The organism is Bradyrhizobium sp. USDA 4472 (assembly GCF_054058595.1).
The window spans coordinates 4,026,739-4,042,008 of sequence record NZ_JBSSAM010000001.1 but is presented as its reverse complement, the minus strand read 5'-3'; the positions used below and the strand labels follow the sequence as shown (position 1 = coordinate 4,042,008).

The 15,270-nt window shown below is 54.2% G+C and carries 11 protein-coding genes and 1 tRNA gene; 9 read left to right on the top strand and 3 right to left on the bottom strand.

Features of this window, described 5'->3' with window-relative positions; translation table 11 throughout:
* Positions 1–13 precede the first annotated feature (13 nt).
* Positions 14–1,204 carry a hypothetical protein gene (locus ACVWZ4_RS18755; protein ID WP_456699372.1) on the bottom strand — a complete coding sequence of 397 codons (1,191 nt, stop codon included), beginning with the start codon at positions 1,202–1,204 and terminating at the stop codon, positions 14–16.
* A gap of 157 nt (positions 1,205–1,361) precedes the next feature.
* Here ACVWZ4_RS18755 and ACVWZ4_RS18750 point away from each other — a divergent pair, with 157 nt between their 5' ends.
* Entirely contained in the window at positions 1,362–2,873 is a 1,512-nt protein-coding gene (locus ACVWZ4_RS18750) for an ApeA N-terminal domain 1-containing protein (RefSeq protein WP_456699373.1), read from the top strand.
* Positions 2,874–3,673: 800 nt separating this feature from the next.
* On the opposite strand, the gene ACVWZ4_RS18745 is transcribed toward ACVWZ4_RS18750, so the two are convergent.
* Together ACVWZ4_RS18745 and ACVWZ4_RS18740 are read right to left on the bottom strand one after the other, a co-directional pair.
* Positions 3,674–3,748, bottom strand: a tRNA-Glu gene (locus tag ACVWZ4_RS18745).
* Positions 3,749–4,354: 606 nt separating this feature from the next.
* Positions 4,355–5,215, bottom strand: a complete 861-nt coding sequence (locus ACVWZ4_RS18740; protein ID WP_456699374.1) for a GIY-YIG nuclease family protein — start codon at positions 5,213–5,215, stop codon at positions 4,355–4,357.
* A gap of 1,233 nt (positions 5,216–6,448) precedes the next feature.
* Between ACVWZ4_RS18740 and ACVWZ4_RS18735 the strand changes: the two genes are divergently transcribed.
* The 8 genes from ACVWZ4_RS18735 to ACVWZ4_RS18700 all read left to right on the top strand — a co-directional run bounded on the left by ACVWZ4_RS18735 (position 6,449) and on the right by ACVWZ4_RS18700 (position 15,236).
* On the top strand, positions 6,449–7,123 hold the full coding sequence (locus tag ACVWZ4_RS18735) for a recombinase family protein (RefSeq protein WP_456699375.1): 675 nt from the start codon (positions 6,449–6,451) through the stop codon (positions 7,121–7,123).
* A gap of 221 nt (positions 7,124–7,344) precedes the next feature.
* The gene (locus ACVWZ4_RS18730) at positions 7,345–9,405 is read left to right on the top strand and encodes an ATP-binding protein (RefSeq protein ID WP_456699376.1); all 2,061 of its coding nucleotides are present in this window, start codon (positions 7,345–7,347) and stop codon (positions 9,403–9,405) included.
* Positions 9,335–10,642 carry a DUF6884 domain-containing protein gene (locus ACVWZ4_RS18725; protein WP_456737438.1) on the top strand — a complete coding sequence of 436 codons (1,308 nt, stop codon included), beginning with the start codon at positions 9,335–9,337 and terminating at the stop codon, positions 10,640–10,642. The genes ACVWZ4_RS18730 and ACVWZ4_RS18725 overlap by 71 nt, the downstream gene beginning before the upstream one ends.
* A gap of 14 nt (positions 10,643–10,656) precedes the next feature.
* Positions 10,657–12,351 carry an SIR2 family protein gene (locus tag ACVWZ4_RS18720; protein ID WP_456699378.1) on the top strand — a complete coding sequence of 565 codons (1,695 nt, stop codon included), beginning with the start codon at positions 10,657–10,659 and terminating at the stop codon, positions 12,349–12,351.
* On the top strand, positions 12,348–12,797 hold the full coding sequence (locus tag ACVWZ4_RS18715; protein WP_456699379.1) for a nucleoside 2-deoxyribosyltransferase: 450 nt from the start codon (positions 12,348–12,350) through the stop codon (positions 12,795–12,797). The genes ACVWZ4_RS18720 and ACVWZ4_RS18715 overlap by 4 nt, the downstream gene beginning before the upstream one ends.
* The gene (queC, locus tag ACVWZ4_RS18710) at positions 12,794–13,492 is read left to right on the top strand and encodes a 7-cyano-7-deazaguanine synthase QueC (RefSeq protein WP_456699380.1); all 699 of its coding nucleotides are present in this window, start codon (positions 12,794–12,796) and stop codon (positions 13,490–13,492) included. The genes ACVWZ4_RS18715 and queC overlap by 4 nt, the downstream gene beginning before the upstream one ends.
* The gene (locus tag ACVWZ4_RS18705) at positions 13,383–14,378 is read left to right on the top strand and encodes a hypothetical protein (RefSeq protein WP_456705357.1); all 996 of its coding nucleotides are present in this window, start codon (positions 13,383–13,385) and stop codon (positions 14,376–14,378) included. The genes queC and ACVWZ4_RS18705 overlap by 110 nt, the downstream gene beginning before the upstream one ends.
* Before the next feature lie 492 nt (positions 14,379–14,870).
* Positions 14,871–15,236, top strand: coding sequence for a hypothetical protein (locus ACVWZ4_RS18700; protein WP_456699381.1), 366 nt, complete (start codon positions 14,871–14,873; stop codon positions 15,234–15,236).
* The last annotated feature ends 34 nt before the right edge of the window (positions 15,237–15,270 follow it).

Sequence of the window (15,270 nt, the reverse complement as noted above, 5' to 3'; positions counted from 1 at the left end):
CCTCCATTCGGAGCTACCAAATAACGTCCAATTCGTCATCATAATGAGCGCAGGGCATCATACCCTGTACGACGGCGTCTGGAAGAATCCGCGTCGGGCGATGCTTCGCAACGTAGTATCCCGGGTAAGCATCGGAAATCACCTGATCGAAGAATATCCGGTGCTGTTTCGAGAGGCACTCGGCTATTTCCGTCAGAAAGATGTGAACACCTTCGTATTCGGCAAGAACCTCGTTCGGCGCATGCAACGCTTCGAGATTTTCAAAGAATGTTTGAATGTTGTTGCCAGGATTCACAAAGAGCGGGCGCCGTCCTTCGAAATATACCGTTTCAATCCGCTCGGCCACCGGATCGACGTTACCATGTAGCGCGAAGTTGCGCTTGTTAACGACCCGCATAAACGTCGCATAGGCTTCGGTGGATACGTCAACGCGGCGTTCGAACCCATCACAATGCTCACTAAGGAGCTTCAGACGCTCTGGTATAGAAGCCCGGATAAAGGCCCGATATCGGTCTTTATCCAGCCGGACGGCATCCTTGCAGAAAAACAAAATGACCATGTTGATGAACGCTTCAACCATGATGGGCGTGAGAAGTCGAAGCATGAGGCTGGCGCGATAGAGCTTGTCAGCCCGCTCCCTCACTTTGGTCATTGAAGATTTGGCCGCTTCAAGGCCGTCCTTATCTGGATTAATTGCCGGCCATTCGTAAGGTGGAGCTTCAACTATCTCCGCATGCAGATCGGCACAATGGCCCGCTAAGCTAACGTACTTGTTCTGAAATACGAAATACTTCTCGAACGAGTGCAGCATCTCCGATTTTTTGGCGGCAATGCGGGCGAAGTCCCTCTTAATCGCCTGAATGAGATCCTTCCAATCGCTATCGGTCAGCCGTTCGGAGATAATGATCTGTATCTCGCGCGATGCACCAGCAAAATAGAGATCGACTTCGTCGATCTTTATATTGAAATCCCAATGAACGAGATTGTCGCTGCTGTCGCGGCGAAGAAAATTCTGAAAGCCGTTTGGTTCGCCAAAACGAGCGCGAAGGTAGGCATAGAGATCTACTGGCTTTAGATGTTTTCGCACGACCAGTATGGAAGACGCCCCGGACGGCCTTCGGTCTCGCTTGGCACTAAGAAAATCTCCCACCTCTTTGCGTGTCGCAACGCGCCAGTTTTCAACGTTGAGGCTAGCAGGAGGCATTCGGGGGGCCTGTGGAGGGAGAACGAAAGCGAACAGTCTATGCTATTCCAAGCCGAAATTCACTTCGGCCGTGACGATGGGCCTTGAAGAACCCCTTGTTGAAAGAGCTTTTGTCGCCAGAATATCCGATTCTATGGTGCATCATCTGCGAGGATCTATGGACGAGTTTAGAAACAAGCCGTTGGTAGGCGCATGGTGGCTTCCTGGGAAGCCCGAAGATATTTTTAAGGGACGACTTACGATCCGCGACGACAACAACGGTCGACTGGTTCTGGACGGCACTCAAGAGCATCTTGCCAAGCTTCCTACCGGCGAGACGCAACCCACTTTCTATGGTCGTCTGGAGGCGGATTATTCTTATAACGTTACGGTGTTCGACGCGGCGCTGAGACGGGGGCCAAGCCATTCGTATCCCAAAGACCCATTGAAAGAGACGATTGCAGAGTATGCCACGCATACGGTGCTTGTTGGCGGACACATCGCAAGTGAGGATGAGGTGTTGTTCGACGGCACGATTTTCAAGCTCACCGGCCTAGATGAATGGTGCGACGCGACCGGATTTACCGGCCACCACGAGAATACGACACCCAACGAGTTGGCAACCGGGAGCCTGACCGTTGCCTTTCAAGAACGGGCGACGCCACGATATGACCTGGGCAACGGGAGCTCGTTGCGCTTTCTTTCGGAGTATGCCGGGCCGCGCCAATTCGAGAACTCCAAGCAAGTGACCTTGAAGGAACGAAACACCATCGAGCTAATCTCTCCGGCCGCGCTGTCGATCAAAACGATAGTTCAAGAACTGCACATATGGCAGAGCTTTCTAACCTTTGGCCTTCGGCAAGCCTCGTATACCGACGAGGTCTATCTGCTGCGCCGCACATCGCGCGGCTACGATCGTTTCGGTCTTCTTCTGTCTGGGCGTAAGATTGCCGAGCCGCGCGTCCGCAGAGAGCGAGATACTCTATTCCGTCAATCGACGTTCAGTAACAAGATCGAGGAACGTTTAAGAGGCTGGAGGCAAAAACACGATCAGATCGACCTCGCCATCTTGATTTTTTCCGGTGCGGCCTATCAAGATTCCGCGTATGTGCACACGAACCTCTTGACCTACTTGCAAGCCTTGGAGGTGCTGCATCGTGAGCTCTATAAAGCAGACCGATTTCCCGACGACGTAACAAGAAAGGCAACGCTTAAGGCGCTGCGTGATGCTATTCCAAAGACGCTCGATCCCTCGTTGCAGAAGGAATTGAGCGACAGTATCCAGTTCGTTGGAGCGGTGACACTCCTTGATCGGCTAAAGCAGCTGTTCTCTCTATACCCGAGAAGTCTCACGCCGTTATTTCGTCGCGGCGACGACGACATGGGTCTGCTGAAAGACGTTCGAAACTTCCTCACGCACTATGGAGGGAAGAAGACACTTACAAAAGACTTCCTGTGGTCGCGAGACGCAGTTATCTTGAAAGAAAAGGCGCACCTGTTCCTTGAGATTTGCCTGCTTGGTGCGATGGGCATGTCCGATGACGAAATCCAGGAGTTGGTCTCCAACTTCGAGCCTTACCTGGACTGGCGGATGGAGACTTCGATCGAGTTCATGAATGAGTATCTCAAAATCGTGGCAGCGAAAAATCAGACACAAGGCTCTACCGAGGTGACCGGTGATCCCGGATGAAACATCGAGATGGACAGAACATTGGCTGAGGTCGATCGGCTGATGATATTGACGCACTTCGCACAACGATCGAATACTTAGCCGCCAATTTTTCTCATTAATATTCCAATGCGTACCGTGCTCGGGATCGGGGCCGATATATCGGTAATGATGGCGAGACAATTTACGGTAGGCGCCGCTCAAGGCAGCGTTCCGCAACTTCGCGGGGGCGCATGGGTTGCGCTTCACACAAGACCAACGCCGGAGGCGCTGCTCGCGCGAGGCTGATCCGCGATCTACCGGACTTCCAACGACCATGGCCGACGGCCTACTGATGTCCAACGACACACTGAGGAGCAGCGGATCATGTTCTACAATGCTGGCACCAGCAGCGACCATTGCGCGCACAGCTTCCGCACGATCGCGTCAACCCCTCAACGAGAAGGGCCGCACTTCCCAATGATGCGGTAGAAGCCCAACTCGCCACGACCGATCAGAGAATGCGGCCAAGTGGCGTCCGGGGGTGATTCACGTGGCATCGAAAGCACCGCCCGAGAACGTTAGTGAAAGCGGGATACATTGTCATCCCAGGCGCGACGTAGCGGCAAATTCGCACTGAGAATGATCGCAGCGCCAACTCCGGCACCTTCTGGTGGCGCTGACCGCGATCCGCTTCGCGCTTCGCGTTGGGTATCGACTATGACGGAAAGCTAGGTGATCCGATCGGGAAATGGTGTGCGGGAGTTCGCCAGCGTTCGTCGGCGCTTATTCAACGGATATTCGACGACTTTTCGTTGAAAGCTCTAAGGTGTTGAAATTACTGGCGCTCCCTAGGGGAATCGAACCCCTGTTTCAGCCTTGAGAGGGCCGCGTCCTAACCGCTAGACGAAGGGAGCGTTTGCTAGCGAGATTGCGGCCGAAACCGCCCTTCCTTCGCCCTTTGCTCCCCGCAGCTTCTCGTCCACGTAGTCTACCAATGGACAAAACGTAGCAGCGAAACGTAGCAACGTAAGATAGCCAGCACCCGTTGAGGACCGTGCCGATCTCGCCAACTTAGTCAGAAGGATCGGTCTCAGGATCTTCGGAAGCTGGGTCAATCTTACGGCAGCCCCACCCGTTCCAGCTATGCAACTTGTCGCGGTAAGCCACGACTCTCAATGCGCTCCCATTGCGCGGCAGGCCCTCCCGAGCGGCAAACGCTGTCCAGTCCTCGACGAAAACCGTTTCGCCACTAGGACGAGTGACAAGATAGGCGACCTTGGCTCTAGAGGGCGCGGGATCGAGGTTGAGGGCTTGGCCCAGCGTCCATCCTGCCTTCTGGCGAGACCGGAAGGAATTGACGGACACGGAATAGGCAGCACATAGCTCCGCTGCCCCCCGATAGCGCCTTCCTTCGACTTCGAACGAGGTTACTCGCTCATTGCGCTCTGGAGCGGCCTCTTTGCCGAGGGCTGCATCCAACGACCACCCCTGTCTGAGCCGGTATGCAAGCGTAAACGCATTTATGTTGAACGCCTTGGCCAATTCTGCCGAGCTTCGGTACAGCTTCCCTTCGTATTCGATCGAATTACGTGGTTTTCGGCTGGGTTGTTTTCTCTCAAAGAAGGGTGAGCCGAAAGATTGAATGCCTGATCAATAGTCCACCCTCCTCGTAATCGGCTCTCGATCAACTTGTCATTTAGATCGTATGCGCGACACGCTTCCAGCCTGCTCGCAAATTCCTCACCAGCGACAACGATGGCGTTGGTGTTTCGGTTTTTGAGGCCGAAAGCTTCGTCTAACGACCAGCCCATCCGGTTGATGCGCATATCAACAATACGCTTGTCCACTGAATAATGCTTACATGCCGCAAACAGGGACGGGAATAGCGTCCCGCCGATTGTCACCTCCTTGCCTCCTATCTCCCGATTAGGAGGTGGCGCAATTCCCACGGCCTGTTCTATGGTCCAGCGGCCAGACTGCATACGTTTCTGCAGCGTGATCGGGAGGATACCGTACGCATCCGCAAGTTCCGCCAAGCTCCAGTATTCTTCGCCCTCAACGATCCTGAGTTGACGGCCCTCCTGAACGGCCCCTCCCCTGTTCAGATTGTAGCCATTAGGAGCGAGAGAATTATAAACGCCGATGTAATGCACCTCCAGGGACGCAAGCTCGGCAAGGGTCTTAGCAGTCGCTAACAACTTTATTGCGAACGCGCCTGCTCCGAAGTCTCGGATCGCTTGCTGCAACGAACCGGCTGACCCTTTGCCCGCCTCGGCCGTTTTGACGTGGTTGTAGGGACGGTAGTCGGTGGTTCGTCTCGTTATACCGACATAGACCTTCGAGTTCCTCTTGTTCGAAATCAGATAGACTTTGCCGTCCACAGGCCCCTCGCCACCCAACGAATCTTCACAGCTCCCTATCATCAGGAGGCTTCTGTGCGTGACTTATTCGCGCGTGGAACTAAAGATTTCTGGATAAAAGATCTTTTCCCTATAACGCCGAACAGAATGCACAGGACCAAGCCCGCGCCCTTCTTCCGTTGAGTGGGACTTAATTTGGGACCAGTTGCGCTGTTTGGGCTCTAGATTTTGAGCAAAAATCTGAGCGCGTAACGCCATCCTCGCGTGAGCCAGTTCCCCCCCACTGGGGCCGCGCTATGACCCGGTGGGCCATCGACAGCAGTACCATCAACTGTGCTCTTAGTCGTCGAAGGTTGGCCCGGCGTATTGCCGTTGTCCGATGCGGCTTCGACGGTAGGCCGGGTAGAGTGTGTTGTCTCCGAAAAGCGCGTCAAGATGACGCCATTCTCGTCTGCCGCAACTTCGACCCCGATGAGCGAGTTGGAAGCTTCGGCGTGAAATTCGCCTCGTTCCCATTTCGACAGAGGACGAAAGTAGGTGGGATTCGGTGTGCTCAGGTCCCACCGCCTCTGCTTTTCCCGCCAGTGATACTCATCGCTCCCGTCAACACGGCGGAAGCCCGAGCGGCCGCTGCTGGCCTCCCATCGCTCCCGGTCCTCTTTGATGCGCTGAAAGAAACGATCCAAGGCGCTAGGCTCGCTCTCGTGGGCGAACCACTGCGCATCGTGGAGGATGTCTTGGGGACGCTTGAGCCATTCCTGCTTGCTTTCATCCCACCTCAGGAGGCCCAACCCACCATTCTTACCGACAACCACCTTTCCGTACTGAACTCCACTCCTGTGAGAGGGCGTGTAGACCAGATCACCCGCAACAAGATTGGCAGCGCATCTGACTTCCCGCTCGCCTTCCCTACAAAGGATGGTCGCGCTTGAGATCGCACGCACTCTGCCCTCCGGTCCCTGAGGACCGATAGCACGGCCGGAAGCTCGCCCCTCACCCACGCTTGTCACCTCAACAACCCGGCGGGTGTTATCTGGATTGATAAGGACGAGGCGGTCCCCCTTCTTCAGATCACGGTATCCCGGCGGTCTCAGCCTACCCATGCAAACGGTCTCCAATGGCCAACTCGGGCTAGCAGAGAAGCTGCCCAGGACCATCCATACCTTCGGGGCCATTCCGGTCCATGACCAACTTGACTACCGCGAAAGCTACCTTTACATCGGTGTCAACGTTCGTTGATTGGGATGTAATAACATGACCGAAGGGGTGTTTGTCGCGTACTACCGGGTCTCAACGAAGGGACAAGGCAGATCGGGCCTCGGCTTGGAGGCGCAGAAAGAGGCCGTACGCTTGTATCTCGCTGGTGGTCGATGGTCGCTCGCGGCAGCGTTTACGGAGGTGGAAAGCGGAAAGCGAGATGACGACCGCCCGCAGCTTGCCAAGGCGCTCCAGGCTTGCCGGGTCTACGGCGCCAAGCTCGTCATCGCCAAGCTCGACCGGCTCTCCCGCGATGCGCACTTTCTGCTCGGACTGGAGAAAGCCGGAGTTGACTTCGTTGCAGCTGACATGCCCCACGCTAACCGGCTCACCGTGGGTATCATGGCTATGGTCGCGGACGAGGAGCGCCGTGTGATCTCAGAGCGTACACGGGCGGCACTCGCAGCAGCTAAAAGGCGAGGCGTCAAGCTAGGCGGTGATAGAGGGGCTCAGCTCTCTCGCGCTGCCAGGAAGGCCGGCAGAGAGGCGCAGATAACCCGGGCGAATGAAAGGGCAGCGGACCTTGCCGACATTATTCGAGAGCTTCAATCCAGCGGGACTAAGTCACTCAGCGGGATTGCTAGGGCCCTGACCGAACGGGGGATCCCCACTCCTCGCGGTTCAGCGGTATGGGCGGCTGTGCAAGTGGCCCGAACGATGGCGCGGCTATAGCGGCCGGCGGCACCGGAGCAATGCGGCATGTCATTGTGCATTTTCATCTCCATGCCTCCCTATCAGCCTTTCGAGATGCGACGCCGCCAAAGTGCAGGGTTCGTCTTCCTTGAAGAAACGACTTTACGTTGCTAGAAATATATCAGCGATTTGCCCGCCCTACGGTCTCATTCCAATTTTCAGGCTGTTCACAATGGCCCCGAGCCACCCATGAAATCACAATGGTCGTCTTAACTCTCAAGGCAAAAAACGATCATCTACAGAGGGTCGCGAGCACCCGCGACAACATCAAAGCTATTGCAGAGTATGTCTGGAACGCGCTCGATGCCGACGCCACTGAGATCAGCGTCGATCTCGATCGGACATCACTCGGCGGCATCGTCGCCATTGTGATACGTGACAATGGTTCGGGCATTTCACAGAGCCGCGCGGAGCACGACTTCGAGAGTCTTGGGGAGTCTTGGAAATTGCACGCCTCACGGACGGCGAAGCGTGGCCGGGCGATCCACGGAAAAGAAGGCCAAGGCCGATTACGCTTCTACTCGCTGGCACAGAAAGCCCGCTGGACCTCGGTCTACGAGACCGACGAAGGCCGCTTTCAGATCACCATCGAAATCAGCGCCGACCATCTTCAGAACAGTTCGGTGACAGAGCCCGTTCCTACCTCCAATGAGGAACCAACGGGAACGGTCGTTGAACTCTCACCGCTGAAAAATACATTCGACTGGCTCGGCGGCGAAGATGCGCGATCAGAATTTGATTCCATCTTTGCACCCTATATATTGCAATACCCTGACGTTAAGATCACCTACGATCAACGTCCGGTCGATCCAGCAAAGACGATCGAGCATTCCCATCAGTTTCCTACTCAGCCTATCATATGCCCGGACCGCACAGTAAGCGACCTCACTTTGCGTGTTATCGAGTGGAAGTCGCATATTGCCGAACGAAAAATCTACTTCGGTGGAGAAGCGGGCGTTGTCCTAGGCTCTCTTCCTGCGAGTGTCACGGCACCCGACTTCACCTTCTCGGCCTACGCTTACTCACCATTCTTTAACGAGATTGCCAAAGCTCATCTTCTTGAGTTCGACGGCGGACTAACAGATCCGGCCTTTGCCAAAGTACTTGAGTACATTCGCGACACCCTAGGGGACTACTTTCGTGCTCGGAAAGCAGAGAAATCCGGTGAGCTCATTCAGGAGCTGAAGGATGCCGGTGTCTATCCCTACGAGGGAGACCCTCGCGATGAAATCGAGCGGCACGAACGGCAAGTTTTCGATATAGCCACTCACGCCGCAGTTTCATACTCTAAAGACTTCAAGAAGGCCGACAATCCCTTAAAAAAGATTGCCCTGGGCCTCCTCAAAGAAGCGCTAAAAAACAATCCAGAGTCCGTAACAAGGATTTTGAGAGCGGTTTTTAATCTTCCAAAGGTCCGGCAGGATGAATTCTCTCAACTTCTTGAGAGAACCGAGCTAGGCAACATCATTTCAGCTTCCGGCTTGGTCGCCAACCGCATAGTCGCGCTAGAGGTTCTTCGCGAGATTGTTTTTGAGCCTAGGCACCGCACCACCATCAAGGAACGAGGCGAGCTCGACGCGCTCGTCCGAGACAATACATGGATTTTCGGTGAGGGATTTCACCTGACCATGGCCGAGGCTGGCCTAACGAAGATTATGGACCGCGTATCGGCGGAACTTTCTTTGAAACGAAAGCGGGGCGCTAAGGTACGTAAGCCGGACGGACGGATCGGCCGAATCGATTCATTCTTGGGACGAGTGGTCCCTGGAGAGAACGCCAAGCATCATGAATACTTGCTGATCGAATTGAAACGTCCGTCTTTGGAGATAGGCAGGAAAGAAGTCGATCAGCTTGAGGACTATGTTAATGCGATTCTAGCTCAGCCGGATTTTATAAACACCTCCACTCAATGGCACTTCTTCCTTGTGACGACCAAGTATGACGACGTTGTCAGGCAGCGCATCACACAGGAGAACCGCCCCGCTGGATTATTCATTGATAAGCCCAATCACAGAGTATGGATTAAGTCGTGGGCCGAGCTGATTCGAGAATGCGATGCGCGGCTTAGGTTTGTGCAAGAGAAGCTTCGTATCGAAGTGTCCGCCGAGGAGATTCAGGAGAGAATTTCTCGACTGAAGGCGTCAGTGCTGAAGACTCCCGATCAGGCAAAGGTCGAAGAAGATCAAACGAATGAATTTCCGTTTGACTTCGACAATGTGTCGACTGCTGGCGGCAATGCACAGCAACCACAGACCCGCTGATGAACCCGGCAAATCATTCGCCTCTTCCACAGCTGCATCCCGCGCCCAACGTCCAATGAAACCACCCGACGAACCAACGTCCCTGGCTCGGTTAGCGCTTACCAGCGCCGCTTCTATTCGTCCCGATGTAGGGCGTTTTTTTGCGCTTATCTCCTGCAGTAAAAGCAAGGGTGGCCATCGGGACATTGCCCGGGACATGTATGTGTCTCCTCTGTATCGTAAATCTGTTCAGCTGGCTGAATTATGGGGAGTCCCTTTCTATATTTTGTCGGCCAAGTACGGCTTGCTGCACCCTGATGAGTTAATCGAGCCCTACGAGCAAACACTCAAGACAGCCACCAAAAAGGAAAAGCAGGATTGGGCCCAGCGTGTTGACCGGCAATTACGCGAGCTGCCGCGCAAGCAGTTCATCGTTCTCGCCGGAGACGATTATTTTGCACCGCTTGTCGAGGCGGGCAGCAGCGAGCCGTTGAATTACTTTGCACCAATGCGCTCTCTTTCTTTAGGGACGCGTCTTTCGTTCTTGAATGAGGCTATTAGGATTGAGCGACGGCGTGAGGCGGTTAGACAGGCGTACGAACTTTTCGAGAGAATGGCAGCATCGCGGACACCGCCTCGTTTAGGCGACCTACTGGCTACCGACCTTCCAACGCACGGTGTGTATTTCTTCTTTGACGAGACAGAGACCACCGAGTTCTCGAACAATATCCCACGACTTGTTCGAGTTGGAACGCACGGAGTTTCCGCAGGATCGACAGCCACGCTTCGGAATCGGCTACGAACGCATTTTGGCACGAGAGCTGGACAAGGCAATCATCGGGCCTCGGTTTTTCGCCTTCACGTTGGACGGGCCATCATCGAGCGAGAGAATCTCCAAGATCAATTTCCAGATTGGGGCAAAGGACAATCCGCGCCTCGGGAGATTACCGATCGCGAGGCGGCTCTGGAGGCGAGAGTCTCCAGTTATATCGGAAGTCTTCGAGTCCTCGCTATTCCGGTGATTGACACCGCCGGCAAGAGCAGCATGAGGGCAACAATAGAACGCCAATTCATTGCGATGTTCACAGAGGGCTTTTGTCCAATCGAGCCTGCGAGCGCGGATTGGCTTGGACGGTTTTCTGACAAGCCAAGCATCAAAGAAACAGGCCTATGGAACGTTCGAGATGTCGGAGAACATTACGACCTGAAGTTCCTGACCTTGCTTGAGGCCTATCTGGTTAAGAATAGTCACCGCTAGCTGCGGAGCAGTACATGCCTACCGAAACTCCCCTCGCTATCGCCATCCAAGAAGAGCCCAGGCTGCCGCTTTGGCTTACGCATCTTTGGCAGCGAGCATCCGAACACAGGCGCTTAGGTCTGATATTGGGTGCCGGCGTGTCGTTCGATGCAAAAGTGCCATTATGGGGCAAGCTGGTCAGCCGTTTAGCGGAGGCAGCAGGAATCTCGGAAAAAATTTTATCGCAGCACCAGAAGGAGCGTTTCCCAGAGACGTTTCTTGCTGAAATCCTCTATCGGCACCACCACGCGGACCACTCCAAGGCCGCGGACAACCCTGCCGACCGATTTCACGAATATCGCGTTAATTCCGCGTGGAAACAGAAGATACGGGAGTGCCTGTACAGAGATGTCGGCGACAAAACGTTCGAAGACATTGCTAAAGAGCACATCTATCTAAAAGGCCTAGCCAGTCTTGTGTGCAAATCGGGCTTCACTGTGACCCTGAATTTCGACGATATCGTCGATCAAGCAGTGACTGCGCATGTCGAGGACATTCTAGTTGCCGCGCCTGACACTCCCATTGCTAATCCCGAGATCATCTATCATCCAAAAGTCGAAACACGGAAGCACGCTCCGGTCATATACCATATCAACGGCAGTCTACCTCGCGACCAGCCCCGCCGCAGCAGTGCGCACGTAGTGCTAACAGAGGACGCATTTGCTGATGTGATGCTTTCTCCAAATTCTCACAACGCAGAATACGTCATCAATCAGTTCGCAGTGCGTACCTTCATTTTGCTTGGCCTCTCTTTGAGCGACAACTCGCTAAAGAATATTCTCAGATCCAGCGCGAAACGAAATCCCGCCAACCATCACTTTATTGTACTTCACGAATTGGATGACAGCCCTAGATCGCCGGAGGTCCGAGCTGACATCTTCGAAGTGAATCTTCACGTTTACAATCTGATCACGATATTCTTGACCACAGCCCAACATAAGGAATTCATTGATATCCTGAACGCTTCGTCGGCGGCCCAATTCGATGAGATGCTTCTCGCGCTGGGGGCGAAAAGCACCATGCATAGAAAGTATTACATCGTTGGATCCGTCGCCTCGGGAAAGAGTTCGACGATCGATGCGTTGCGTTGCTTCACAACATTCGAAGAGTTCAGCGGGCGCGTCCCGAAACAAATGTATCAGGACGACACGAGTCTAACCCCAGATGAACAGAAGATTGTCGATGACTACCTTTTCCCTAGGCTGATCGAGAAAAATAGAAATATGATGCGCCCCAACTCGGGCATACGCATCATGGATCGCGCTTTCCTTGACTTATTCGCATTCTCGAAGAATGGGGACAAGGTCGAAATCAAGAGAAAGGCCCTTGAACTAAAGACCCGGATTGAACAATACAAAAAGCCTTTCGAGGATGGGCATCTATTTTTCCTAGGGGCGTCGCCCGACGCTCTCGAAGAGCGCCTGTTGCAACGTAGCTCCTCGAAAGAGGCCGACGGAAAATTCGGCTTCGAGTTGGAGACGCTTAAAAATCAGGATAAGGCTCTTAGGAAAATCTACCAGATTCAAGATGGGCAAGTGCTCGATACAAGCCACCTCACTACTGGGGAAGTCGCCAAGGCGATAGCCAGGAAAATCCTGCTTGATGATTACCAAGAGTTTCCGTTCGCAAAGCGCCTCGAACAGATTATTGACGGGGACGGAGCACTTTGATCTCTAACCGTCCCAACGTTTATCTTGCTGGTCCGCTTTTTTCGCCTCAAGAGCGGCAGTGGAACGTCCTGCTCCGCGACAGTTTGATGGGTTTTGCCGACGTTTATCTGCCTCAAGAGGACGGCGCTCTTCTCGTTGACCTCATCGCGAGCGGCATGTCTGTCCAAGAAGCTAAGAGCTCTATCTTTGCGACCGACATCCGCGCGATTGATCGATGCGACATTCTTCTACTTGTTATGGACGGCCGGGTAATCGACGAAGGAGCGTGCTTTGAACTTGGATATGCCTACAGTCGCGGCAAACTTTGCCTCGGCTTGAAGACGGACGTCCGGGCACTGCTCCCTGTCGGCGATAATCCCATGATCGATTGTGCGCTTCGTAAGATTTTTCGCGATGTAGATTCCGCTTGTGATTGGATTCGACAACGGCGTTGGGAACAGCAATGAGTGCATCGGCCGCACTTGTTCTATTTTCGGGCGGACAAGATTCCGCAACCGTCGTAGCTTGGGCGCTCAATAACTACGATAGGGTTGAAACGATAGGGTTTGATTACGGCCAAAAACACAGCGTAGAGATGAAGCAGCGTGCCATTTTCCGGTCTCGCCTCGTCGACCTATTTCCCGATATGGCTTGTCGGCTGGGACCGGATCACATAGTAGCGTTGGATCTAGCGGGTCAAATCGCGGGCAACATACCGACGTTTGACGCATCTCGAAGCGAGATGCTTTCGAGGAAGAAATATATTCCCGGTCGGAACCTCATTATGATGTCGTTGAGCGCAAGCGTGGCTTTCCGCCGCGGAATAGATGTGTTGGCTTGCGGAGTCAGTGAGACCGAGTATTCAGGCTACCCGGATTGCCGGCGCCAGGCTATGAGCGCGATAGAAAAAGCGCTCAACGAGTCAACTGGGTTCTCATGGTCCATACAGTGCCCCCTCATGGATCTCGACAAAGCCGGCGTCTGGAGGTTGTCTCGCGATCTTGGCAGCAGCACGTTGCTTGAACTCATCCGAGAAGAGACCCACACATGTTATGAAGGGGTCAGGGAAAGGCGGCACCCCTGGGGATACGGGTGCGCCCAATGCGACGCTTGCCGGCTTCGAGAGAAGGGCTGGCGGGAATTCATGGCAGCGCCAGCCTAGCAAAATCAGCCGTACCATCCATGGACATCTGCACCCAGACCTCATCGGCGAGCTGATTTCAGTTGCCTCGGTGCATCAAGAGGCAGCTATGGGCAAAAAATTCGCTTCATTCCTTCTGATTCTGACCGCCAATTTCGGAAGTTGTGACTCCGCCCATGCGCTGGGCGGCGCGGTCCGGGCCTGCTTTTCGCAAAAACAAACAGAACTCGACGACGGCATTAGTCAGGCGGATGTGATCGCTAAAGCTATCGTACATGCTTGCCGCACAACGATCTTAGAAGCCACTACCAAACGACATACCGCCAGCACTGCGACTGCACTAAGTATTTTGGCTCGTGAGTTGGAAGTGACGCTCGAACCCGACGCTATTGAACTCATTCTAAGAGCCCGTAAGAAAAGTATTCATCCGGCAAATCAAGAGCGGCTTCTGCCGAGCTATAATCTTGGCGACCTTCTTCCGATTGGGAGCACTCGGTTTCAAGCAGGAAAATGCTCAGCTTGGGAATGCGAATACAAAGAGGTGAAAGGCGATCGGGAAGAAAAGATTGGTGTTGCGCCGTCGAAAAACTATCGAGTCATAAGTTCGTTCGTATTGACGCATCCCGCCAACGAAACGTCGTGTAGAGCTGCTGTAGATGACTATCTCACCGCCCGTGGATTGGTCGACTCACGACAAGCTATTCAACAGACCCAGGTGGACCAAGATCCTCTCCTGAAGGGCCTTCGCGTGGTCGCCTACTACAGAACCCAAAAGGGCGGCATTTCGTTTCATGCTGGCTGTTTCATTTGGAACGGGAAATACGAGGTGCAACTATCTGAAACCGATACCGGGACTACGTCAGGGCTTATCGATGACGTAGTGCGAGGAACCCTCAGCCCAAACTAATCGCCATTCGGTTTCTCGTAATCCACCGATCCCAGGTCCTGCCGCTGGGTCGCACTGGCCCAACAAGAGGGACGACACGCCAGGGTCAGTCACAGATCGACTCTGCGGAATCTGCGACGTAGCTCCGGTTCCCGCCGCTTCCACTTGCGCAACTATTACGCTAGTGTAACTGATTACGCAATTTTAACTTTTGCCTGCGTCCAAATCGATTAGAAACCGTTTGGCGCCCACGTGCGGCGGTGCCACGTCGTAGCAATCTTCGTCCGTTTTTCACGGTATGGCTGCAAAAGGTGCGGCCAGCGAAGGAACCGTCATGCGTTCGTTCTGCTGCTCTCAAGGCGGCGCGGACTCTCGCGGTGGCCACTCATCGATTTGTTCGAATCATTCTCCCGAAAGCACCGCCATGGCCAAGTACAGCAGCAGCACCCGATCGGCGAAGGGAAGACCTCAGACCTTCAAGCAGCCCAATGCACGGGGTGGGGACTGTTAGCCGTGGGTGACAAGGGGTTTACAGAAGCCGAGCGGCTTGAGCTTTTGAGGAGCGGTAAGACGGCCTGCATCATCTGCGGGGACGTTATGGACGCTTTTGGCGGCGGCAAGACGCGCAAGAAATACTGCTCGGTGAAGTGCAAGGATCGAAGTAGAAAAAAGCGCATCAACGACGACGCCCGGTCCATGGGAGCCGAGTGCTACCGCATCTGGCTCGCTCTCCCGAAAGGCGAACCGCGAAAACTCACATTCATCGATGAGCGGCTTGAGGTGTCAGCATCTTCGATACCGACAGCGGCGCTATCAAGACGGTTCGAGACGGGCTTGCACAGGAGCACGGCTCGTTTTTCGAACCTGTGGTTCGTCTGACCGAGCTACACGACTACGCTGAATCGATTTGGCG